The organism is Kribbella sindirgiensis, assembly GCF_004331435.1.
GTDB classification, from domain to species: domain Bacteria; phylum Actinomycetota; class Actinomycetes; order Propionibacteriales; family Kribbellaceae; genus Kribbella; species Kribbella sindirgiensis.
In genome coordinates this window covers 185346-204659 of the sequence record NZ_SJKA01000012.1, presented here as the reverse complement: position 1 = coordinate 204659, position 19314 = coordinate 185346, and the positions used below count along the sequence as shown (strand labels likewise).

Annotated in this window: 21 protein-coding genes and 1 pseudogene; 5 read left to right on the top strand and 17 right to left on the bottom strand. The window is 69.4% G+C overall.

The features are described 5' to 3' along the window. Window positions 1–80 precede the first annotated feature (80 nt). Window positions 81–596 carry a transcriptional regulator BldD gene (gene bldD / locus E0H50_RS29925; protein WP_130388461.1) on the top strand — a complete coding sequence of 172 codons (516 nt, stop codon included), beginning with the start codon at window positions 81–83 and terminating at the stop codon, window positions 594–596. 272 nt (window positions 597–868) lie between these two features. Here the strand turns inward: bldD and nusB are convergent, their stop codons facing one another. Together nusB and efp are read right to left on the bottom strand one after the other, a co-directional pair. After that, window positions 869–1279, bottom strand: a complete 411-nt coding sequence (gene nusB, locus E0H50_RS29920; RefSeq protein ID WP_131293877.1) for a transcription antitermination factor NusB — start codon at window positions 1277–1279, stop codon at window positions 869–871. A gap of 35 nt (window positions 1280–1314) precedes the next feature. Then, on the bottom strand, window positions 1315–1878 hold the full coding sequence (gene efp / locus E0H50_RS29915; RefSeq protein ID WP_131293876.1) for an elongation factor P: 564 nt from the start codon (window positions 1876–1878) through the stop codon (window positions 1315–1317). A 301-nt stretch (window positions 1879–2179) separates the two neighbouring features. Here efp and E0H50_RS29910 point away from each other — a divergent pair, with 301 nt between their 5' ends. Beyond that, the gene (locus E0H50_RS29910; protein ID WP_131293875.1) at window positions 2180–2905 is read left to right on the top strand and encodes a hypothetical protein; all 726 of its coding nucleotides are present in this window, start codon (window positions 2180–2182) and stop codon (window positions 2903–2905) included. Here E0H50_RS29910 and fxlM read toward each other — a convergent pair. Beyond that, window positions 2883–4034, bottom strand: coding sequence for a methyltransferase, FxLD system (gene fxlM / locus E0H50_RS29905; RefSeq protein WP_131293874.1), 1152 nt, complete (start codon window positions 4032–4034; stop codon window positions 2883–2885). The two genes, E0H50_RS29910 and fxlM, sit on opposite strands and share 23 nt — an antisense overlap. Window positions 4035–4040: 6 nt before the next feature. Next, complete coding sequence (locus tag E0H50_RS29900) at window positions 4041–4538, bottom strand: MarR family winged helix-turn-helix transcriptional regulator (RefSeq protein WP_131293873.1); 498 nt, start codon at window positions 4536–4538, stop codon at window positions 4041–4043. On the opposite strand from E0H50_RS29900, the pseudogene E0H50_RS29895 reads away from it, so the two are divergent. Further along, window positions 4527–5435 (top strand): annotated as a pseudogene (locus E0H50_RS29895) (EamA family transporter); the annotation flags it as partial. The gene E0H50_RS29900 and the pseudogene E0H50_RS29895 overlap by 12 nt on opposite strands. A gap of 78 nt (window positions 5436–5513) precedes the next feature. Here the strand turns inward: E0H50_RS29895 and E0H50_RS43990 are convergent. From E0H50_RS43990 to E0H50_RS29880, 3 genes are all read right to left on the bottom strand, one after another. After that, window positions 5514–5744, bottom strand: coding sequence for a response regulator transcription factor (locus E0H50_RS43990; RefSeq protein ID WP_238151391.1), 231 nt, complete (start codon window positions 5742–5744; stop codon window positions 5514–5516). Between the two features lie 740 nt (window positions 5745–6484). Next, entirely contained in the window at window positions 6485–6922 is a 438-nt protein-coding gene (gene aroQ, locus E0H50_RS29885) for a type II 3-dehydroquinate dehydratase (protein ID WP_131293940.1), read from the bottom strand. Window positions 6923–6936: 14 nt separating this feature from the next. Beyond that, window positions 6937–7524: a TetR/AcrR family transcriptional regulator gene (locus E0H50_RS29880; RefSeq protein ID WP_131293871.1), complete on the bottom strand. Its 588-nt coding sequence runs from the start codon at window positions 7522–7524 to the stop codon at window positions 6937–6939. 58 nt (window positions 7525–7582) lie between these two features. Here E0H50_RS29880 and E0H50_RS29875 point away from each other — a divergent pair, with 58 nt between their 5' ends. Continuing rightward, window positions 7583–9544 (top strand): HelD family protein, encoded by a 1962-nt coding sequence (locus tag E0H50_RS29875; protein ID WP_131293870.1) that lies wholly within the window; start codon window positions 7583–7585, stop codon window positions 9542–9544. Here E0H50_RS29875 and E0H50_RS29870 read toward each other — a convergent pair. From E0H50_RS29870 to E0H50_RS29840, 7 genes are all read right to left on the bottom strand, one after another. Beyond that, on the bottom strand, window positions 9541–10626 hold the full coding sequence (locus E0H50_RS29870) for a Gfo/Idh/MocA family protein (protein WP_131293869.1): 1086 nt from the start codon (window positions 10624–10626) through the stop codon (window positions 9541–9543). The two genes, E0H50_RS29875 and E0H50_RS29870, sit on opposite strands and share 4 nt — an antisense overlap. A 244-nt stretch (window positions 10627–10870) precedes the next feature. Continuing rightward, window positions 10871–11971: a 3-dehydroquinate synthase gene (gene aroB, locus E0H50_RS29865; RefSeq protein ID WP_131293868.1), complete on the bottom strand. Its 1101-nt coding sequence runs from the start codon at window positions 11969–11971 to the stop codon at window positions 10871–10873. Continuing rightward, window positions 11968–12468 carry a shikimate kinase gene (locus tag E0H50_RS29860; RefSeq protein ID WP_131293867.1) on the bottom strand — a complete coding sequence of 167 codons (501 nt, stop codon included), beginning with the start codon at window positions 12466–12468 and terminating at the stop codon, window positions 11968–11970. Before E0H50_RS29860 ends, aroB begins: the two co-directional genes overlap by 4 nt. Continuing rightward, window positions 12465–13664, bottom strand: coding sequence for a chorismate synthase (gene aroC / locus E0H50_RS29855; RefSeq protein ID WP_131293866.1), 1200 nt, complete (start codon window positions 13662–13664; stop codon window positions 12465–12467). Before aroC ends, E0H50_RS29860 begins: the two co-directional genes overlap by 4 nt. Window positions 13665–13707: 43 nt before the next feature. Then, a complete protein-coding gene (locus E0H50_RS29850; RefSeq protein WP_131293865.1) occupies window positions 13708–14118 on the bottom strand; it encodes a type II toxin-antitoxin system VapC family toxin in 411 nt (136 codons plus the stop codon). Further along, the gene (locus tag E0H50_RS29845) at window positions 14115–14381 is read right to left on the bottom strand and encodes a type II toxin-antitoxin system Phd/YefM family antitoxin (protein ID WP_202868383.1); all 267 of its coding nucleotides are present in this window, start codon (window positions 14379–14381) and stop codon (window positions 14115–14117) included. Before E0H50_RS29845 ends, E0H50_RS29850 begins: the two co-directional genes overlap by 4 nt. A gap of 38 nt (window positions 14382–14419) precedes the next feature. Next, window positions 14420–14620, bottom strand: coding sequence for a hypothetical protein (locus E0H50_RS29840; RefSeq protein WP_131293864.1), 201 nt, complete (start codon window positions 14618–14620; stop codon window positions 14420–14422). Window positions 14621–14744: 124 nt separating this feature from the next. On the opposite strand from E0H50_RS29840, the gene E0H50_RS29835 reads away from it, so the two are divergent. After that, window positions 14745–15854 carry an ADP-ribosylglycohydrolase family protein gene (locus E0H50_RS29835; RefSeq protein ID WP_131293863.1) on the top strand — a complete coding sequence of 370 codons (1110 nt, stop codon included), beginning with the start codon at window positions 14745–14747 and terminating at the stop codon, window positions 15852–15854. A gap of 13 nt (window positions 15855–15867) precedes the next feature. On the opposite strand, the gene E0H50_RS29830 is transcribed toward E0H50_RS29835, so the two are convergent. The 3 genes from E0H50_RS29830 to E0H50_RS43985 all read right to left on the bottom strand — a co-directional run bounded on the left by E0H50_RS29830 (window position 15868) and on the right by E0H50_RS43985 (window position 19304). Continuing rightward, window positions 15868–17448, bottom strand: a complete 1581-nt coding sequence (locus tag E0H50_RS29830; RefSeq protein ID WP_131293862.1) for an FAD-binding oxidoreductase — start codon at window positions 17446–17448, stop codon at window positions 15868–15870. Between the two features lie 88 nt (window positions 17449–17536). Next, the gene (locus E0H50_RS29825) at window positions 17537–18244 is read right to left on the bottom strand and encodes a prepilin peptidase (protein ID WP_238151361.1); all 708 of its coding nucleotides are present in this window, start codon (window positions 18242–18244) and stop codon (window positions 17537–17539) included. A gap of 19 nt (window positions 18245–18263) precedes the next feature. Continuing rightward, a complete protein-coding gene (locus tag E0H50_RS43985; RefSeq protein WP_131293860.1) occupies window positions 18264–19304 on the bottom strand; it encodes a DUF2330 domain-containing protein in 1041 nt (346 codons plus the stop codon). Window positions 19305–19314 lie beyond the last annotated feature (10 nt).

Below are 19314 nucleotides of genomic sequence, written 5' to 3'. Positions count from 1 at the left end.
TGTAATCGAGGGGGGTTTCACCTTCCGGCCCGTTCCCTGCGGGCCGGACATGACGAAACTAGTCGGAGGGAAGAACCAGCGTGCCGAGCGAATACGCGAAGACACTGGGTGGCAAGCTACGTGCCATCCGCCAGCAGCAAGGTTTGTCGCTGCATGGCGTGGAAGAGAAGTCCAAGGGTCGCTGGAAGGCGGTTGTCGTCGGCTCGTACGAGCGCGGCGATCGAGCCGTCACGGTCCAGAAGCTCGCGGAGCTCGCCGATTTCTACGGCGTGCCGATCCGTGAGCTGCTTCCTGGATCCGCCAGCGCGGCGGCCGCGGCTGCCGCTCCTCCCCGGTTGATCCTCGACCTGGAGGCTCTGCAACACCTCGACGCGAGCGAGGCCGGTCCGCTGACGCGGTACGCGGCCACGATCCAGGCTCAGCGTGGGGACTACAACGGCAAGGTGCTGTCGATCCGTCAGGACGACATGCGGACGCTCGCGGTGATCTACGACGAGTCGCCGACGACGCTGACCGAGCGCTTCATCTCCTGGGGTGTACTGAACCCGGAGGCGAAGGGTGACGTCGAGGAATCGTCCGAGGCCGCCGGCGCCTGACGCCTGAGAAGGCAGCAATCTGGCGAAGGTACTAGACGGTCGGGGCTTGTAGCAGCTGGCCCGCGGCCGCCCACCTTCCTCAGACAGACCGAACAGAGCAGGACCGAGGCAGGACGAAGCAGTACCAGCGGCAGGTACCACCTCACCGGCCGCGCACGGGGACGCAACGGCGGCCCGGGACCGTACCGAGACGGTTACCGGGCCACAGAGAGGGCTCGCCCCCCTCATCTCCCTGCAGTGACTTGCCCTGCAGCGTCGTACCAGCAGCTCGTTCAGACGCCCAGTGTGGGCTTCAGCTGCAGCAGTCTCGCCAGCAGTCCGTTGACGAACGTCGGGGACTCGTCGGTCGACAGGTCCCGCGCCAGCGCGACCGCCTCGCTCACCGCGACCACGTCCGGGACCTGGTCGTCGAACAGGAGCTCGTAGGCGCCGATCCGCAGGATGTTCCGGTCGACAGCCGGCATCCGGTCCAGCGTCCAGCCCACCGAGTGGGTCTCGAGCAGGTCGTCGATCTGCTCACTGTGCTTCGCGACACCTTCGACCAGCGCCACGGTGAACTCGTTCACCGGCGGGTCGTTGTCGGCCACCCGGTCAGCCAGGGTGCCACCGACCGGCAACCCCCTGACCTCCGACTCGAACAGCACGTCGAGGGCGCGCTTGCGGGCCTTGCTCCGGGCAGACATCTTCTGTTGTCGACTTTCCCTAGAGGTTGCGCTGCTCAGGAGGTGACGCGGCCGAGGTAGTCCCCGGTGCGGGTGTCGACCTTGACCTTCTCGCCGGTGGTCAGGAAGAGCGGGACCTGGATGTCGTAACCGGTCTCCAGCTTGGCCGGCTTGGTGCCGCCGCTGGAGCGGTCGCCCTGCAGACCGGGCTCGGTGTACTCGACGGTGAGCTCGACCGAGGCCGGAAGCTCGACGTACAGCGGGAGCTCGTCGTGCACCGCGACGATGGCGTCCTGGTTCTCGAGCAGGAAGTGCACCGCGTCGCCGACCACCTCGGGCGTCAGCTGCAGCTGGTCGTAGGTGCTCTTGTCCATGAACACGTACGCCGTGCCGTCGTTGTACAGGTACGTCATGTCGCGCTTGTCGACCGTGGCCACATCGACCTTGACATCGGCGTTGAAGGTCTTGTCGACCACCTTGCCGGACAGCACGTTCTTCAGCTTGGTCCGGACGATGGCGCCGCCCTTGCCCGGCTTGTGATGCTGGAACCACACGACGGACCACAGCTGTCCGTCCAGGTCGAGCACCATGCCGTTCTTGAGGTCGTTCGTCGATGCCACGCGGGTATGCCCTTCGAAATCGATCAGCGGTCAGAGTGCGTCCGAGGCCCCAGCGCCGTAGCGAGCAGGTGCTCGGTGCGGTGCATCGGCGTGCGGGGGCGAAGGTCTCGATGCGGAGCATCGTGGCCTTTGCACCCGTGCGGCGAGGTGCCGTGCCGAGTGCTGCGCAGTAGGCGATGGGGCCTCGGACGCACTCTCACAGCAAATTGTAGCGGTCACTATCGCTTTCGCCGATTCCGCGAACCTGGGTGACCGTTAGGCTGGCCTCCAGACCCGCTACCGAGGTGCCAGGAGGCCGGCGATGACGGGGTTCGTGATCTTCGTCGTGGTGATGATCGTGGTCGGCCTGATCAACAAGGCCCGGCAGCAGTCCGGCGGCGCCAACGGTCAGCCGAACGCGCGGATGCAGGCGCTGATCGAGAAGATCCAGGCCCAGCAGGGCGGCAACCAGCCGGTCCAGTTCCAGGGCCAGTTCACCCAGGCCGCCGGACCCGGCGGGCCACAGACGTACCCGCCGCCCGCGCAGTTCCAGGCTCCGGCGCAGTTCCAGCCGCCCGCGCAGTTCCAGCCGCCGGTCCAGTTCCAGCCTCCGGTGCAGTACAACCCGGGGCCGTACCAGCCGCCCGCGCATCGGCCGCAGCAGAACAACCTGCCGGCGCCGAAGCAGGACCTGGACGCGCGGGTGCGGGACCTGATGAACAAGGGCAACGAGGTCGGGGCGATCCGGTTGCTGAGCGACGAGCGCGAGATGGGGATCCTGGAGGGGCAGAAGTACGCCCGCTCCCTGGTCGCGCCGCCGGCGGCTCAGCAGAGTGCCGACGTACGTGATGAGTTCGGCGGAGACGAGGAGCGGTACGTCGGTTCGGCGGCGTTCGCGGAGTCGATCTTCAACGTGAACGACCGTGACGAGAACGTGTGGGCCAGCGGCTGGGTCGACGAGCCCGAGCCGGAGGATCGCTCCGACATCGAGGAGCTGTGGCAAACCGTCAGCAACCCGCCGCGGGCTACTCCGCCCACCGCACAGTGATGTAGCTGTGCCGCCGGGCGATGTGGAAGCCCTGCGGCAGTACAGCGTCTGAGGCATGCACCTGAAACACCGGACCCCTGCGATGCCAGCTCTGCACCTGGCCGAGCATGTGGTCGATCAGCTCACCGGCCTGCGGACCATGACCGCTGCAGCCGAGTTCTACGTGCACGTCGTCGCGACCGCTACGTGACGCGAGGTACGCCAGGCTGTCCTCCGTAGCGACAGCTGCCACCCACGGCCACTCGGAACCGGACAGAACGCAGTACCCGGGCAGTCTGCTCGCCAGCCACAGGTAGAGGTCGAGCAAAGGCTCCTCACGATGCACCTCGACCCCGGACCACGTCTGCACACCCGGCAACGTCAGTACGTCGTACGGCGGATGCGGGTCGCCCTCCTGGTCCTCGTCGAAGATCAGCCCGCCGTCCTGCAGTGGGATCCGCCGCTCGTAGTCCGCATCCACTCCCTGCATGCTGACGAACCCGCACGCCGTCGTGGACCGGCTCTCCAAGTGGTCGCCGACCAGGTCGAACGCGATCGCGCGCGTCTGCCCGCGCATCCGCAGCGGTACGACGATGCGCCCGCCCGGCCGGAGCTGCCGCAGCCACGCGCCGGCGATGTCCCACGCGGTCACCGTGACCACGATCCGGTCGTACGGTGCGCACTCCGGGACACCGAACGCGCCGTCGGATCGCACCACGGTCACATCGCCGTACCCGGCCTCGTCCAGCGACTCGCGCGCCCGGTCCGTCACGTCCGGGTCGATGTCGACCGAGGTCACCGCACCATGCGCCCCGGCCAGCTCCCGCAGCAGCGCGGCGTTGTACCCGCCGGAGCCGATCTCGAGGACCCTGTCCCCCGGCCTGATCGCGGCCTGCTGCAGCATCAGCGCGACGATGCTCGGCTGCGACACCGAGCTGGTCACCGCACCGCCCTGGTTCTTCTTCATCGGTACGACGTCGTCCGCGTACGCGACGTCGAGCGGAGCGTGCGGGACGAACACATGCCGTGGCACCGCCGCGAACGCCGCCGCGACCCGCTCGTCGCGGATGGTGCCGGCAGCTACCAACTGCCGAACGAGAGCGGTCCGCAGCGACTCCGCCGAGGCCGGGTCACTGCTGAGACCAGTCATGACCTGTCAGTCCCGCTTGTCGCCGAGGGACTCCAGCAAGGTCCTCAGCAGACCTGCCAGCTGGTCCTGCTCGTCCGCCGACAGGCCGGCGAGCAGCTGCGCCTCGGTGTCGACGTGGGTCGGCAGCACCTTGTCGATCAGCTCCAGACCCGCGGGCGTCAGGGTCACCAGCACGCCGCGACGGTCGGTCTCACTCGGCGCCCGCGTCACCAGCCCGCGAGCCTCGAGCCGATCCAGACGCTGGCTGATTGCCCCGGACGTGACCATCGAGGAGTGCATCAGGCCCGCGGGCGTCAGGCTGTGCTCGGCGTTGCTGCGCCGCAGGGTCGCGAGGACGTCGAAGGACGCGCGGTCCAGATCGTGCTTGCCGAAGTTCCGCCGCAGCTCGGCGTCGAACAGCGCACCGAGGCGGCTCATCCGCCCGATGACGCCCATCGGCGACGGATCCAGGTCGGGCCGCCGCGCCCGCCATTGCTCGAGCACCAGGTCGACGTGATCAGCCATTCACCCAGCCTAGCGCCCAGATCGCTTAGCGGTGAGACACTTGAAAGTTTCTTAGCACTGAGATACTTTATCTTAGTGCTAAGCAATCGACGCTCCACCCTCCTCCTGACCACGGCGATCGCGCCGATGCTCTGGGGCACCACCTACGTGGCGACCACGGAGTTCCTCCCGCCCCACCGCCCCCTGCTCGCCGCGCTCCTGCGGGCGTTGCCGGCCGGCCTCCTGCTCGTCGCGATCACACGTGTCCTGCCGCGCGGCAGCTGGTGGTGGCGCTCGCTGGTCCTCGGCACGCTCAACATCGGCGCCTTCAACGCACTGCTGTTCGTCGGTGCGTACCGGCTGCCAGGTGGAGTCGCGGCGACGGTCGGCGCGATCCAGCCGCTACTGGTCGCGTTGCTGTCAGCTGGTCTGCTGCGTCAGCGCCTCTCGCTGCGGACCGTTTTCACCGCCCTGGCAGGCGTGTTCGGCGTCGGCCTGCTGGTACTGCGGGCTACCGCGCGCCTCGACATGTGGGGCGTACTCGCGGCTGCCGGCGCTGCGGTCGTCATGGCGTTCGGCGTCGTACTCAGCAAGCGCTGGACATCACCCGCTCCCCTCCTGGCCACTACCGGTTGGCAACTGGTGGCCGGTGGACTGGTGCTCCCACCAGTGACCGTCCTGGTCGAGGGCGCCCTCCCGGACTTCACACTGCGGAACGTCGCCGGCTACGCGTATTTGGCGCTGTTCGGCTCAGCAGTCGCGTACGCACTGTGGTTCCGCGGCCTCCGGGAACTCGTCCCAACCGAGGTCACGTTCCTGGGCCTGCTGAGCCCGGTAGTAGCCACCACAGTCGGCTGGCTGATCCTCGCCCAGCACCTCACTGCACTCCAGGCGGTCGGCGGCCTCATCGTGCTGACGGCCCTCGTGTTTGCACAGCTCCGCCCTGCGAGCTCACCAGGACGTAGCAAGTCCCGTCGAGCTCGCAGGTTCAGTGCCTCAGATCAGACCCTCGCGCAGGGCATAGGCGACGGCGTGGGAGCGGTTCCTGAGTTGCAGGCGGCTGGTGACGTCGTGGAGGACGTTCTTGACCGTGCGCTCCGAGTAGGACAGCTCCCGGGCGATCTCCTGCGTGTCCTTGCCGTCCGCGACCAGTCGCAGCACCTGGGTCTCCCGGTCGGACAGACCGGTGTGGGACAGGCCGCGCGGCGCCAGCACATGCCGCTGCATCCGCGACACCTGCCCGAGCAGCCGTCCCAGCAGGTCCGGGGGCAGGCTGCCGTCCCCTGCAGCAGCAGCCTGCACCAGGTGCACGATCCGGTCTCCGGTCGCCTCGGTACGCCGAAGTACGCCGGAAACCCCTAGCTCGACCGCTGTCATCAGCGCTTCGTCGTCGATCGTGCTGCCGATCAGCACGGTCCGGCGGCAGCCCCGCTGCATCGCGGCCCGGAGTACCTGAACAGCACCTGCGTCCAGCGAGTCGACGGCGACCAACGCGACCACTGGCGGGGCGGTGCGCGGGCCGGCCGACTGTGACGGCGACTGTGCCGCCAGGTCGGCGTCGCCGATCAGGCTGATCTCGGGCCGCTGGCGCAGCGTGTGCACCAACCCGAACTGCGACAGCGGGTCGAGGGCCTTGACCCAGACCGGAATGCGGTGCTGCTGACCGAGCGGTTGTCCCACCTGTTGTGTCGTCATTCTTGTCACTCCCCCAGAGCGTTGTTGAACGGAACGGATCGAATCCGTAGTCACACGAACCCCCAATGCGTCGATTTCCTCCCGATCGTGCGGCCCGACCGTCGGCCCCATCGGGCCGTCGACAGCCGGCGTCACGATCCAACGCCCAGAGTGCGGCACCGGCATTTCACCGGCGTCTCACCCCGATCTCCTGGCCGTCCGCCGGTGAAACCTGCCCGCGTCGCGGTGCGAAATCTGCCCACAACCACCTGATGCCCGAAAGGGCAGATTGGTTATGAATCGAGGGCGGTGAGCGCGCGGAGCGCGAGCCGGTACGAGTCGAGCCCGAAACCGGCGATGGTCCCGGTCGCCACCCCGGCGACCACGCTGGTGTGCCGGAACTCCTCGCGGGTGGCCGGGTTGGTCAGGTGGATCTCGATCAACGGAGCGGTCCGCTGCGCGATCGCGTCCCGCAGCGCGTACGAGTAGTGCGTGAACGCGGCCGGGTTGAGGACGACGGGAGTCCGGCCGTCCGCGGCCTCGTGCAGCCAGCCGACCAGCTCGGCCTCGTCGTCGGTCTGCCGGACGTCGACCTCGAACCCGAGCTCGGCGCCGGTCTTCTCGCACACCCCGGCCAGCTCGGCGAACGTCGTCGTACCGTACTTCTCCGGCTCCCGCGATCCCAGCCGCCCGAGGTTCGGCCCGTTCAGCACCAGCACCCGCCTGCTCACATCCGTCACAGCCATCACCCTAGCGGGAGGGCGTCGAAGGCCGTTTCGGCTTCGGTCACCGCGTCCAGGTAGCGGTCCGCCGCGCGCTGACCGGCGTCGATGGCTTCCCAGTTGCGGCGGGACAGGACCTGCTGGACCGACACCGCCTGGGCGGCCAGGAGCTCACCCGCGAGGTCGCCTCCGAGCGCGGCCGCGAGAGCGCGCTCGTCGTCGTCCATGAACTGGTGCAGCCGGGTCGTGAGCGCGGGCGTGGTGAAGACGAGCCGGTAGTAGGCGAGGACCTGCGGATGGTCGTTCAGGCCGGTGACCGGATCGCGGGACACGAGGCCGGCGAGGAAGTGCTCACGCAACGCCCGGACCGGCGGGACTCCGGCCGTCGCGACGACCCGGGCGGATTCGTGCTGGTGGTCGGCGATCCGATGCAGGACGAGGTCCTGCTTGGTCGGGAAGTACTTGAACAGGGTCGGCTTCGAGACGTTGGCCGCCTCGGCGATGTCGGTCACCGATACCTCGTCGAAGCCGCGCTTCAGGAACAGCGCGATCGCCGCCTCCGACAGGGCGTCGTACGTCTGCTGCTTCTTCCGCTCGCGAAGTCCGGTCACAGAGTCATGTTAACCTAGGCAAAAGATTGACCGAGTTAATCTTTTTGCTGGAGGGTGAATGCGGGATCTCGACGAGGAACGCGGGTACGCCGGCCGCTGCCGGGAGGCGCTGCGGCGGATGGTCGCCGGCGCCCGCGAGAACGTGGTCGTCGGCGAGGACACCTGGGGCGACCGGTACACCGCCGAGCGGCTGGGCTACTACCTCAAGACGCTGGCGCGGGACATGGGCGAGGAGGGCGACAACCCGCCGTTCTTCGGCGTGATCGCGTACGGCGACACCGAAGCCGGCGAACACCGCGGGCAGACCTACTACCTCGGTCGTCGGCACATTTCGGACGCGATCGGCCGCCCGCCGCTGGTGATCGACTGGCGCGCGCCGGTGTCGGCCACGTTCTACCAGGCGTCGGCCGTCGAGCCGCGCGGGATCGACACCCGCCGCCGCTTCGGCTGGTCGGGGAACACACTGACGAGCTTCGAGGACGAACACCTCCGGACCGGTACGCCGTCGTCGGCCGGCGAGCTCGTACGACGGGAGATCGAGCGGGCCCGGGTGGGTCCGATGCGGGACATCGTCGCCACGATCCAGCCCGAGCAGGACACGCTCGTACGGACCGGCCTCGACGTCTCGGTCTGCATCCAGGGCGCACCGGGGACCGGCAAGACCGCGGTCGGCCTGCACCGCGCCGCCTACCTGCTCTACGCGCACCGCTCGCGGCTCGAACGCAACGGCGTCCTCGTCCTCGGACCGAACCGGGCGTTCCTGCACTACATCTCCGCCGTACTCCCGACGCTCGGCGAAGTGGACGTGGAGCAGACCACGATCGAGCAACTGCTGGACCGCGAGGTACGTGCGGTCGACGATCCCACGGCGGCCGCGGTCAAGCACGACCCCCGCATGGCCGACGTGCTGCGAAAGGCGGTGTACGGCCGGATCAGTGAGCCGGAGCAGGCCGTCGTGGTGAGCGACGAGTCGTACAAGTGGCGGGTCAACCAGCACGAGTTCGCGGAGATGGTCGCCGAGGCCGAGGCGACCACGTACCTGACCGGACGGGAGCGGGTGATCGCTCGACTGGTCGCCGCGTTGCAACGTCAGGCCGAGGCGCGTGGACAGAACTGCAACGGCGTCTGGATGCGGCGGATGGCGCGGGCGGTGACGCCGTACGTCGAGGAGGTGTGGCCGCTCCTCAAGGCCGACGAGGTGCTGGCGGACTATCTGAGCGATCCCAGTCAGGCGGGCATCCTCACGGCGGACGAGCAGCGAGCCATCGCCTGGTCGCGCCCGCGCAAGGCGAAGAGCGCGCGCTGGACGGCCGCGGACGCCGTACTGCTCGACGAGGTGAGCGCGTTGCTCGAGCGCTGTCCGACGTACGGCCATGTGATCGTGGACGAGGCGCAGGACCTCTCCCCCATGCAGTGCCGGGCGATCGCGCGGCGGAGCGAGCACACCTCGATCACGGTGCTCGGCGATCTTGCGCAAGGTACGTCGGCGTGGGCGGCGACCGATTGGACGACACAGCTCGCCCATCTCGGGAAGCCGACGGCGGAGATCGTTGCGCTGAGCACCGGCTACCGCGTCCCGGCGACCGTGGTCGAGCTCGCGAACCGCCTACTGACGGCGCTCGACGTCACCGTCCCGCCGACCACGTCCTATCGCTCCGACGGCGAGCTGACCATCACCCGCGTCGACGACCTCGCGTTCGCCTGTGTGGACAGCGTCCAGGGCGCACTGCGAGAAGAGGGCTCGATAGGTGTGATCGCGGCCGACCACCAGCTGCCTGGGGTGAGCGACGCGTTGAAGGCGGCCGGGATCGAGACCTCCGCGGCGGACGGTGACGGCCGGGTGGCCGTCGTACCGGCGAGCCTGGCGAAGGGGCTCGAGTACGACCATGTGATCGCACTCGAGCCGGCCGAGATCGTCGCTGCCGAGACCCGCGGCCTCAACCGTCTGTACGTCGTGCTCACCCGAGCGGTGTCCCGGCTGGACATCCTGCACAGCCGGGACCTTCCGCCAGAGCTCTAACTCCAGGGGGCTCCGGGGCCGCCCATGCGTTGCGCGTACGGCGTACCGTGGGCGAGCTCGCCGCGCCGGATCGGCTTGTCAGTGAAGGCAGACGCGTAGATGGCTGCGGCGAGTTCGAGGGTGTTGCGGGCCTCGGCCAGGGTGACTGGAGTGGGAGCACCCGCGGCCTTGGCGTCGAGGATCGCGGCGAGCTGTGCGGTGTGACCGCTCGCCACATCTGGCAGATCGGTCGACCAGGCAGCGGCGACCTCTTCGTGGCCGGGAGCCGGCGTGATGGTCCAGTCGGGGTTCTTGTAGCCGTACAGGTGCTCCAGTTCGACGGTCGCGTTCTCGCAGTCGAAGCGGAGCTGGGAGGTCTGCCGCGCGGACACCAGCGAGTTCACGACCGACGCGACCGCGCCGTTCTCGAACGTCACGAGCGCCATCGACACGTCCTCGGTCTGCGTCGGCCGCGCCTGCCGGGCGGCGAGCGCGGTCACCTTCTCCCACGGGCCGAGGATCGACAGCAGCAGGTCGTACTGGTGGATCCCGTGGCCCATCGTCGGGCCGCCGCCCTCGACGTCGAACGTGCCACGCCAGGGCACCGCGAAGTACGCGTCGTCGCGGTACCAGACCGTGTTGCACAGGGCCACCAACGGACGTCCGAGGACGCCGTCGGCCAGGAGCTCACGCAGCCGGACCGCGCCGGACCCGAAGCGATGCTGGAACACGCACGCCACCTGCGCCGCGGACTTCTCCTCCGCAGCCACCAGGGCGTCGAACTCGTCGAGCGAGAGGGTCGGGGGCTTCTCCATGTACACGTCGACGTCCGCGGCGAGGCACTCGGCGGCCAACGGGACATGCGAGCTCGGCGGCGTACACAGATGGACCAGGTCGATCTGCTCGGCGGCCAGCAGGTCGGTCAGGCTCGAGTACGTCGCCGGGATGTTCCACTGGGCGGCGAACTCCTTCGCCCGGTCCAGGTCGACATCCACCGCCGCGACCAGCTCGGCCCGATCCGGCAACGCCCCAACGGCCCGCGCATGCGAGGCGGCGATCCCACCGGTCCCGACGATCGCAATCCGGTACTTCCGCTCAGTCATCTGGAAAGCCCTTTCCGAGGCATCCACAGCATCCTCCGCGTCCCACCCCCATCCCACAACCCAAAGCCCACCATCTGACCACATCCGGCCACCCCACACCCGCACCACAGGACGCGGGGGCGCCGCACTCTGCGCGGGTCCGTGGAACAGGAAATATCAGGTGCCCCGGCCCCACATCCTGTGCAACGGCACAGCAGTCGGTGCGCGCGGGGCGCGGAACAGGGCGCGGGGGCCTTGGCGGGGGTTAGGTGATTTCGCTGTAGGCGGCGACGAGGAGGCTGGGGTCGGGGGCTTCGAGGATCGTCGGTTTCGCCAGCGCGTCCAGGATGACGAACCGGAGGCGGTCCGCGCGGGTCTTCTTGTCCAGCTTCATGGCGTCCTGGAGGTGCTGCCAGGCGTCGGCGCGGTAGCTGACCGGGAGGCCGAGGGACTCCAGGACGGCGCGGTGGCGATCGGCGGTGGCGTCGTCCAGGCGGCCGGCGGCGCGGGCCAGCTCGGCGACGAAGACCATGCCGATGCTGATCGCGGCGCCGTGACGCCACTTGTACCGCTCGACGCGCTCGATCGCGTGGCCGAGCGTGTGCCCGTAGTTGAGCCCTTCGCGCCCGATCGGACCGCCCGCGGTGGTGGTCCGCTCGCGCAGATCGGCACCGACCGTGTCGGCCTTCACCTGGATGGACCGGGCGATCAGCTCCTCGGTCGCGCCGTACGACGGACTCGTGGCGCCGGCCGGGTCCTTCTCGACGAGGTCGAGGATCACCGGGTCGGCGATGAAACCGCACTTCACGACCTCGGCGAGGCCGCTGATGTAGTCGTTGACGGGCAGCGTCTCGAGTGACGCGAGGTCGCACAGTACGCCGGCCGGCTCCCAGAAGGCGCCGACCAGGTTCTTGCCTTCGGCCGTGTTGATCCCGGTCTTGCCGCCGACGGCCGCGTCGACCATGCCGAGCAGGGTGGTCGGGATGTGCACGACCTTCACACCGCGCAGCCAGGTGGCGGCGACGAAGCCCGCGAGGTCGGTCGTCGTGCCGCCGCCGACGCTGACGATCGCGTCCGAGCGGGTGAAACCGGCCTGCCCGAGGACCGACCAGCAGTACGCCAGCACCTCCGCGGTCTTGGCCTCCTCGGCGTCCGGGATCTCGATCGCGTGCGCGGTGAACCCGGAACCGGTCAGGTCGTCGCGGATCGCGTCACCGGTCGAGCGCAGCGCCCGCGGGTGGACGACGGCGACCCGCTGCACGCCCTCACCCAGCAGCCCGGGCAGTTCGCCGAGCAGGTTGTTGCCGATGACAACGTCGTACGGCGCGGCGGCCGCCACCCGGATCCGGGTCGGGGCGTCGGTCATCCCAGGTGCTCCAGGATCTCGTCGGCGATCTGGTCGGGGGTCTTCTCGTCGGTCAGCACCGTCAGCTTGGCCACCTCGCCGTACAGCGGGCGGCGCGCCTCCATCAGGTTGCGGAGCTGGGTGCGGACGTTGCCGAGCAGCAGCGGGCGCGCGACGCTGAGGCCGACGCGTTTGGTCGCCTCCCCCAGGCTGACGTCGAGGAAGACCACGGTGTGCCCGGCGAGGTCGGCGCGGGTGCCGGCGTCGAGGATCGCGCCGCCGCCGAGCGACAGCACCTCACCGTCGCCCTGCAACGCGGCCGAGATCGCGTCCCGCTCGAGCTTGCGGAAGTGCGGCTCACCCTCGTCGACGAAGATGTCCGAGATCGGTTTGCCGGCCGCGGCCTCGATGTCGTGGTCGGTGTCGCGGTGCCGGACGCCGAGGCGCTCGGACAGCAGCGCCGCGATCGTGGACTTGCCCGATCCGGGCGGGCCGACCAGGACGACGACCGGGCTCACTCCCACTCCCGCGGGGTGATCGTCTTCGGCAGGTTCGCCAGGTACGACTGGTGGTTCCGCGCGGTCTCCCCGACCGAGTCGCCGCCGAACTTCTCCAGCGAGACCTCGGCCAGCACCAGCGCGACCATCGCCTCGGCGACGATACCGGCCGCCGGTACGGCGCAGACGTCCGAGCGCTGGTGGTGGGCGGCAGCGGCCTCGCCGGTGGCGGTGTCGATCGTGCGGAGGGCCCGCGGGACGGTCGCGATCGGCTTCATCGCGGCCCGCACCCGGAGCGTCTCGCCGGTGCTCATCCCGCCCTCGGTGCCACCCGAACGGCCGCTGGTCCGGCGGACCGAACCGTCCTCGGCGACGATCTCGTCGTGCGCCTTGGAGCCCGGTGTCCGGGCCAGCTCGAAACCGTCACCGAGCTCGACGCCCTTGATCGCCTGGATGCCCATCAACGCGCCGGCCAGCTTGGAGTCGAGGCGGCGGTCCCAGTGCACGTAGCTGCCGAGGCCCGGCGGGAGCCCGTCGACGACGACCTCGACGACGCCGCCGAGGGTGTCGCCGGCCTTCTGCGCGGCGTCGATCTCGGCGACCATCTGCTTGCTCGCGTCCTGGTCGAGGCAGCGGACCGGGTCCGCGTCCAGCGCCGCGACATCCGAGTACGCCGGGATCACGCCGTACGGCGCCTTGACGGTGCCGAGCTCGACGACGTGGCTGACGATCGTCACGCCGTACGCCTGGCGGAGGAAGCGGGCCGCGACCTCGCCGAGCGCGACGCGCGCCGCGGTCTCGCGGGCACTGGCGCGCTCGAGCACCGGGCGGGCCTCGTCGAACCCGTACTTCTGCATGCCGGCCAGGTCGGCGTGGCCGGGCCGCGGGCGGGTCAGAGGGGCGTTCCTGGCCAGGCCGGCCAGTGTCTCGGCGTCGACCGGGTCGGCGCTCATCACCTGCTCCCACTTGGGCCACTCGGTGTTGCCGACCTGGATCGCGACCGGGCTCCCGAGGGTCAGCCCGTGCCGGAAGCCGCCGACGAACGTCACCTCGTCCCGCTCGAACTTCATCCGGGCGCCGCGGCCGTAGCCCAGCCGACGACGAGCCAGGGCGTCGGCCACATCATCTGTGGTGACCTCAACGCCTGCGGGAAGACCTTCGAGTACGGCGACGAGCGCTTGTCCGTGCGACTCGCCGGCGGTGAGCCAGCGCAGCATGCCCCGATTCTTTCACGGCACGCTCACACCCCGGACAGCGGTCTCAGTTGCCGAAGGGGTTGAGCAGCCGCACGCCGGTGCGCTCGATGTCGGCGACGTTGCGGGTGACGAATGTCCAGTTGTAGACGAGGGCGGTCGCAGCCATCAGCCCGTCTGCCAGCGGCAGCCGGCCGCTTGCGTTGAGCCGGCCCCAAGTCTCGGCGACCTCCAGCGAGACCGGGACGATCCGGTCCGAGTACCCACGGACAAGTCGCTGCCGCCAGTCGTCGATCGCAGCGGCTCGCCGGGGATCCCGGCCCGCGAGCCGCTCGACACCCTGCATGATCTCTCCGACCACGAGCACACTCAGGTACAGCTGGGCCGACTTCACCGACTTGAGCCAGTCGACCACGCTCAGGTCCGGAGACTTCTTGGCCAGCTCCGACACGACATTCGTGTCGAGGAGGAAGCTCATTCGAAGTCGACCTGCCGCACGGGCTCGGCCGACCGCTCGATCTCCAGCTCGCTCATATCTGGCGCCGAGGCCAGGAAACTCTTGAAATCCTCCACCAGTTCCACTCCCACCATCCGCCGGTAGTCCACGATGTCCAGCACGACGGCGACCTGCTGCCCGTGTTTCGTCACGAACTGCGGACCGTCCGTCCGGACAGCCCGGATCAGCTCGCTGAAATGCTGTTTCGCCTCTTGCAACTGCCACTGCCCAGCTGTGACCGTCATGGACAACAGTCTAGACAGACTGGACAGAATCAGCAGACTCAGTCGCAGGCGGCGTTGTCCTGGGTGGGGCCGGTGCGGACGGCGAGGACGGCGTTGAAGGTCTTGGCGATCGGTGAGTCCTCACAGCTGGTGCTGGCCGTGGCTGCGTGACCGCCGGCGATCGCGGCGCCCGTGAGGGCGGTCGTGGCGAGGGCCGCCACGGCCAGACGCCCGGCGGTACGACGGAATGCGGTGGTCATCGTCTGCTCCTTGGAACGATCGGTTGCGCTACAACAACGACCGTAGAAGCTGCGAGCGCCGCGCGAACTGGCCCCAGATCCCGTCTTCGAGGTAGCGCCAGCACCACCCCGATAGGGTCCTGGCATGACGCGGGTGGCTGAGGAGACGTGGCGGGCGCGGGTGCGGGGGTGCCTGCTGGGCGGTGCGATCGGGGACGCGCTGGGCGGGCCGGTGGAGTTCGAGGATGCGCGGTCGATCCTCGCGAAGTACCCGGACGGCGTACGGGCGTTCGTCGCCGGCGGATGGCCCGCGGGAACGATCACCGATGACACTCAGATGACCCTGTTCACGGTCGAGGGTCTGATCCGGGCGAGTGTCCGGACCGACCGCGGGCTGGGCTTCACCGTGGCTGTCGTTCAGCATGCGTACGACCGGTGGCTGGACACGCAGAACCTGCCGGGACCGAGCGGCGAGCCGGACGGCTGGCTACTGGGCGAGCAGTGGCTGTACGCGCGCCGCGCGCCGGGCAATACCTGCCTGACGGCGTTGACCCAGGCCCGCAAGGGTGCGGCCAGGATCGCGCAGTACGGCGACCAGGCGGCTAACGACTCGAAGGGCTGCGGCGGCGTGATGCGGGTCGCGCCGTTCGGGCTGCTGCCGGAGTACTTCCCGGCCGAGTGGGTCTTCGACTCTGCCGCGACCGCCGCCGGGTACACGCACGGGCACCCGACCGGCAAGCTCGCCTCGGGCGCCTTGGCCGCGATCATCCGTGAGCTGTGCGGCGGCGCAAGCCTCGACGACGCGCTCACCAATGCCACGAGCCTGCTGATCAAGCACGAGGGCCACGAGGAGACCAGTACGGCGCTCGCCTTCGCCAGGCACCTGGCCGCGACGGCGCCGGCCGGACCGGTCACGGTCGAGCGCCTCGGCGGCGGCTGGGTCGCGGAGGAAGCGCTCGCGATCGCCGTCTTCGCCGCCCTCGCCTACCCAGAACCCGACCAGTTCCTCGATGCGCTGGCGCTCGCGGTCACCCACTCCGGGGACAGCGACTCGACCGGCGCGATCTGCGGGAACATTCTCGGCGCCCTCCACGGCGAGACGGCTCTGCCCGCGGAGCTCGTCTTCACCGTCGAGGGACGTCCGGTCATCCTCCAGCTCGCCGACGACTTCGCGCTGGAGTTCAGCCAGGGCAAGCGGCTGCACGGCGACTACGGGCCGCACACCGCCTGGACCACCCGCTACCCCGGCTGGTGACTCAACTCAGCTCTCAGCGGGGCTCGATCGAGAGCTTGTGGCGGAACACGTTGCGCGGATCCCACTTCGCCTTGATCTGCTGCAGCCGCGGGTAGTTGCCGAGGTAGTACAGGTCGTGCCACGGCACCCCTGACTTGTTGTACGCCGAGTCCGCCAGGTCCACGTCCGGGTAGTTGATGTACGAGCCGGCGTTGGTCGCGTTCGGCACCGGGACACCGCCCGTGTCGCGGTAGATGTCGGCGTACACCTTCCGCGCCCACGCGAGGTTCTTGTCGTCGTCGGCCGCGGCCGTCCAGGACGCGCTCAGCACCATCTTCGCGACGACGTCACGTTGCGCGGCGGCGGTCGCGCCGGACGGCACGGTGTTCACCTTCCCGCCGTACGGCACCAGCAGCACCGACGACTCCGGGCCGGTGTACGTCGGGTCGGTGAGCCCGCGGTACATCGCGAGGATCTGCTCGTCGGTGTAGCCCTTCTTCAGGTACCCGGCCTTGTACTTCCCGCGACCGGGCGACGCCGTCTCGCCGATCGACCGTTCCATCGTGGTGTGCAGGAACGGCCCCTCACCGACGTCGATCACCTGCGGTTTCGGGTCCACGCCGGCGACCATCGCGGCGTTGAACGCCTTCATCAGCTCGGCCGAGTTCGGCGCGGCGGCGTCGATCTGCGTGGACAGCAGGTAGTTCCCGGCCGAGGTGTGCGTGAGGATGAACGGCGCGTAGAGCGTCGCGTACGGCGAGTCCGCGGTGTTGTGCTGCTCGAAGAAGTCGAACCAGTTCCGCACCGTCCGCAGGAACCCGGCCTGCGTCGTCGTCTTCCAGTCGTACAGCAGGATGCTGGACCGCAACGCGGCCGGTGCCTTCGGCAACGACTCGGCCGGCGTCCGGCCGGCGGAACCGTTGGAGCGCATCAGGTACCGCGTGACGACGCCGAAGTTCCCGCCGCCACCGCCGGTGTGCGCCCACCACAGGTCGCGGTACTCGTTGTCGCGCGTGGCCACCACCGACCGCGCCCGTCCGCGGGCGTCGACGACCACGACCTCCACGCCGTACAGGTGATCGACGACCGAGCCGTACTTGCGGGACAGCGGCCCGTACCCGCCGCCGCTGAAGTGGCCGCCGACGCCGACGCCGAGGCATCCCCCGCCGGGCACCGTGAGGCCCCACCCGATGAACAGTTCCTTGTAGACGGTTTCGAGGATCGCCCCGGCGCCTATCGAGAAGGCCCGGTACCGCGGGTCCCAGGTGATCTCGTCGTACGTCGACATGTCCAGCAGCACCTCGGTGTCGCTGCTGTCCACGAAGTCCTCGAAGCAGTGCCCGCCGCCGCGCACCGCGATCCGCTTCCCGCCGCGGACCGCGTCCTGCACGGCCGCGACGGCGTCCTCGGCCGACCGGATCACCCGGATGTAGTCGGGTTTCGCGACGAACCGGCGGTTCTGTCCACGCAGCACCAGGTCCTGGTAGCGCGCGTCGTCCGCACGGATCGTGTCACCGGCGACAGCGGCCGGTGCCGCGGACGCCGTACCAGGGATGGCGAGTGCCGCACCCGCGACGGCTGTTCCGGCCAGGAGACCACGACGACTGACTGGCATTGAGATTCCCTCCCGAGTTCGAATGCTTCGACCCTAGGAAGGCGGGCAGTGTCCGCACATCAACCATCTGGTGGAGTGCAGGACTCAGCTATCCGGCGTACAACCGCTCCAACGGAACGCCGAGCAGTACGCCGGCCAACGCCCCGACGAGCATGAACGGCCCGAACGGAACCATCTGTTTGCGGGTCATGATCCGGGCCGCGATCAGCACGATCCCGACGATCGCGCCGAGGAAGAAACCGCCGTACAACCCGGACACGAACTCACCCCAGCCGAGCCAGCCGAGCGCGATCCCGAGCAGGCCCGACAACCGCACGTCACCGAACCCGACACCGCGCGGGAACGCGAACCACAGCACGTAGAACACCGCGAAACCGATCGCCCCGGCGATCGCCGCCCGGCGCAACGAGCCCCACTCCCCCGTCGCCAGCGCCGCGGCCACCAGCCCGGCCCCGACCACGAAGTACGTCGGCCAGATGATCACCGACGGCAGGAACCGAGTACGCGCGTCGATGTACCCGAGCACCGAGCCGGCCACCACGAGCACAAGCCACGCAGGCAGCACAGCGTCCAGGCCGAGCACCCAGCCGAGGATGCCCCCCGCCAGTGCCGCCAGTCCGCCGCACCAGTACGCCGCTCTGCGGCCGGCCAGCGACGCGTACGGGACCTTGGTCTCGCCCTCCTCGAGCTCCGGCTCGGGGATCGTGCGCATCAGCCACGGACCGAGCACCGACGCCACCGCGCCGCACGCGAGCACGCCGATTCCCACAGCGAGCAACGCGTTGTCAGCCGGCACGATCCACGACCCTAGACGACTACTTGCGCGCGCCCGCGGCCGCCCGCCGGCGCACGAGGACGAACACGCCGCCGCCCAGGAGCAGGACCAGTACGAGGAGCACCGCGACCGTACTCCAGAACCCGTCGTTCTCGGTGACATACGTGATCCGCTGGTACTCGTCGTCGTTCGCCGCCTGCGCGAATGTGAAGTCGTCGGTGATCTTGCCCGGCTCGCGGTACGTCGCGGTGTACGCGGTCAGGAAGTCGGTCGGCTTCGGCAGCATGTCGGTGTCGACCCGGCCGGCGAACAGCAGCTCCGGCGTCACGTCGGCATCCGGTGTCCTCGTCGCATCGACCCGGTGCTCCGCCGCGACGTACACCGTGACGGTCTGGGTCGTGGTCGCGCCCTTGCTGAGCCGCATCGGGTACACGATCCGGTCCGACGCGAACGTCAGCCGCAGCGGCGGGGTCGCGCCGGACAGGTTCTCGCCGGCCTGCTTCGGGGCGAGTTTGACCGCGACGATCTCCCACTTCTCGGCCAGGTACGGCGTGAGGTTCGCGGCCAGCGTCGACGGGACGACGTACCCGTTCGTGCGCAGCCAGTCCGTGACCGCCGTACCGCTGGACCCGCCGAGCCGCGTGATCGCGAACGGGCCCAGCGTCATCTGCTCCTTGACGCTCACCCCGGCTCCCGGCGCCGGGGCACCGGCCGCGTCACCCGGGCCGCGGCCGATACCGAGGTCGCGGAACGGCCAGTACGTCTTCTTCACCACGCGCTTCGGCGCCGTCAGCTGGTTCAGCCGGTAGAACAGGTAGTCGTCGTCGCCGAGGTCGACCTTCGCGGCCGACGGCACCGGCATGATCCAGGCCGCCTTCTTCGACGCGCCGCGGACCGACATCGAGAGCGTGATCTGCTCGGTGCCCCCGGCGTACTGGACCAGCGCGTTCTCGCCGTACACCCGCGCTTTCGACTGCCCGTCCGGCAGGTAGCCGCCACACGCACACGCCCACGCGGGCGTCACCCCAGCCGCGACGAACCCGGCAGCCAGCACACCCGCGATCACACGCCAAAGCTTCACGGGCCGAACA

Bases quoted from the DNA above. Each gene is read 5' to 3' on its own strand.
- fxlM (WP_131293874.1), bottom strand. From the start codon at position 4,034: ATGACTGGTCTCAGCAGTGACCCGGCCTCGGCGGAGTCGCTGCGGACC.
- aroC (WP_131293866.1), bottom strand. From the start codon at position 13,664: ATGCTGCGCTGGCTCACCGCCGGCGAGTCGCACGGACAAGCGCTCGTC.
- E0H50_RS29845 (WP_202868383.1), bottom strand. From the start codon at position 14,381: ATGACGGTCACAGCTGGGCAGTGGCAGTTGCAAGAGGCGAAACAGCAT.
- E0H50_RS29840 (WP_131293864.1), bottom strand. From the start codon at position 14,620: ATGACCACCGCATTCCGTCGTACCGCCGGGCGTCTGGCCGTGGCGGCC.
- E0H50_RS29835 (WP_131293863.1), top strand. From the start codon at position 14,745: ATGACGCGGGTGGCTGAGGAGACGTGGCGGGCGCGGGTGCGGGGGTGC.
- E0H50_RS29870 (WP_131293869.1), bottom strand. From the start codon at position 10,626: ATGACTGAGCGGAAGTACCGGATTGCGATCGTCGGGACCGGTGGGATC.
- nusB (WP_131293877.1), bottom strand. From the start codon at position 1,279: ATGTCTGCCCGGAGCAAGGCCCGCAAGCGCGCCCTCGACGTGCTGTTC.
- aroB (WP_131293868.1), bottom strand. From the start codon at position 11,971: ATGACCGACGCCCCGACCCGGATCCGGGTGGCGGCCGCCGCGCCGTAC.
- E0H50_RS29910 (WP_131293875.1), top strand. From the start codon at position 2,180: ATGACGGGGTTCGTGATCTTCGTCGTGGTGATGATCGTGGTCGGCCTG.
- E0H50_RS29875 (WP_131293870.1), top strand. From the start codon at position 7,583: ATGCGGGATCTCGACGAGGAACGCGGGTACGCCGGCCGCTGCCGGGAG.
- E0H50_RS29830 (WP_131293862.1), bottom strand. From the start codon at position 17,448: ATGCCAGTCAGTCGTCGTGGTCTCCTGGCCGGAACAGCCGTCGCGGGT.
- E0H50_RS29850 (WP_131293865.1), bottom strand. From the start codon at position 14,118: ATGAGCTTCCTCCTCGACACGAATGTCGTGTCGGAGCTGGCCAAGAAG.
- E0H50_RS29900 (WP_131293873.1), bottom strand. From the start codon at position 4,538: ATGGCTGATCACGTCGACCTGGTGCTCGAGCAATGGCGGGCGCGGCGG.
- E0H50_RS43990 (WP_238151391.1), bottom strand. From the start codon at position 5,744: ATGCAGCGGCATGTGCTGGCGCCGCGCGGCCTGTCCCACACCGGTCTG.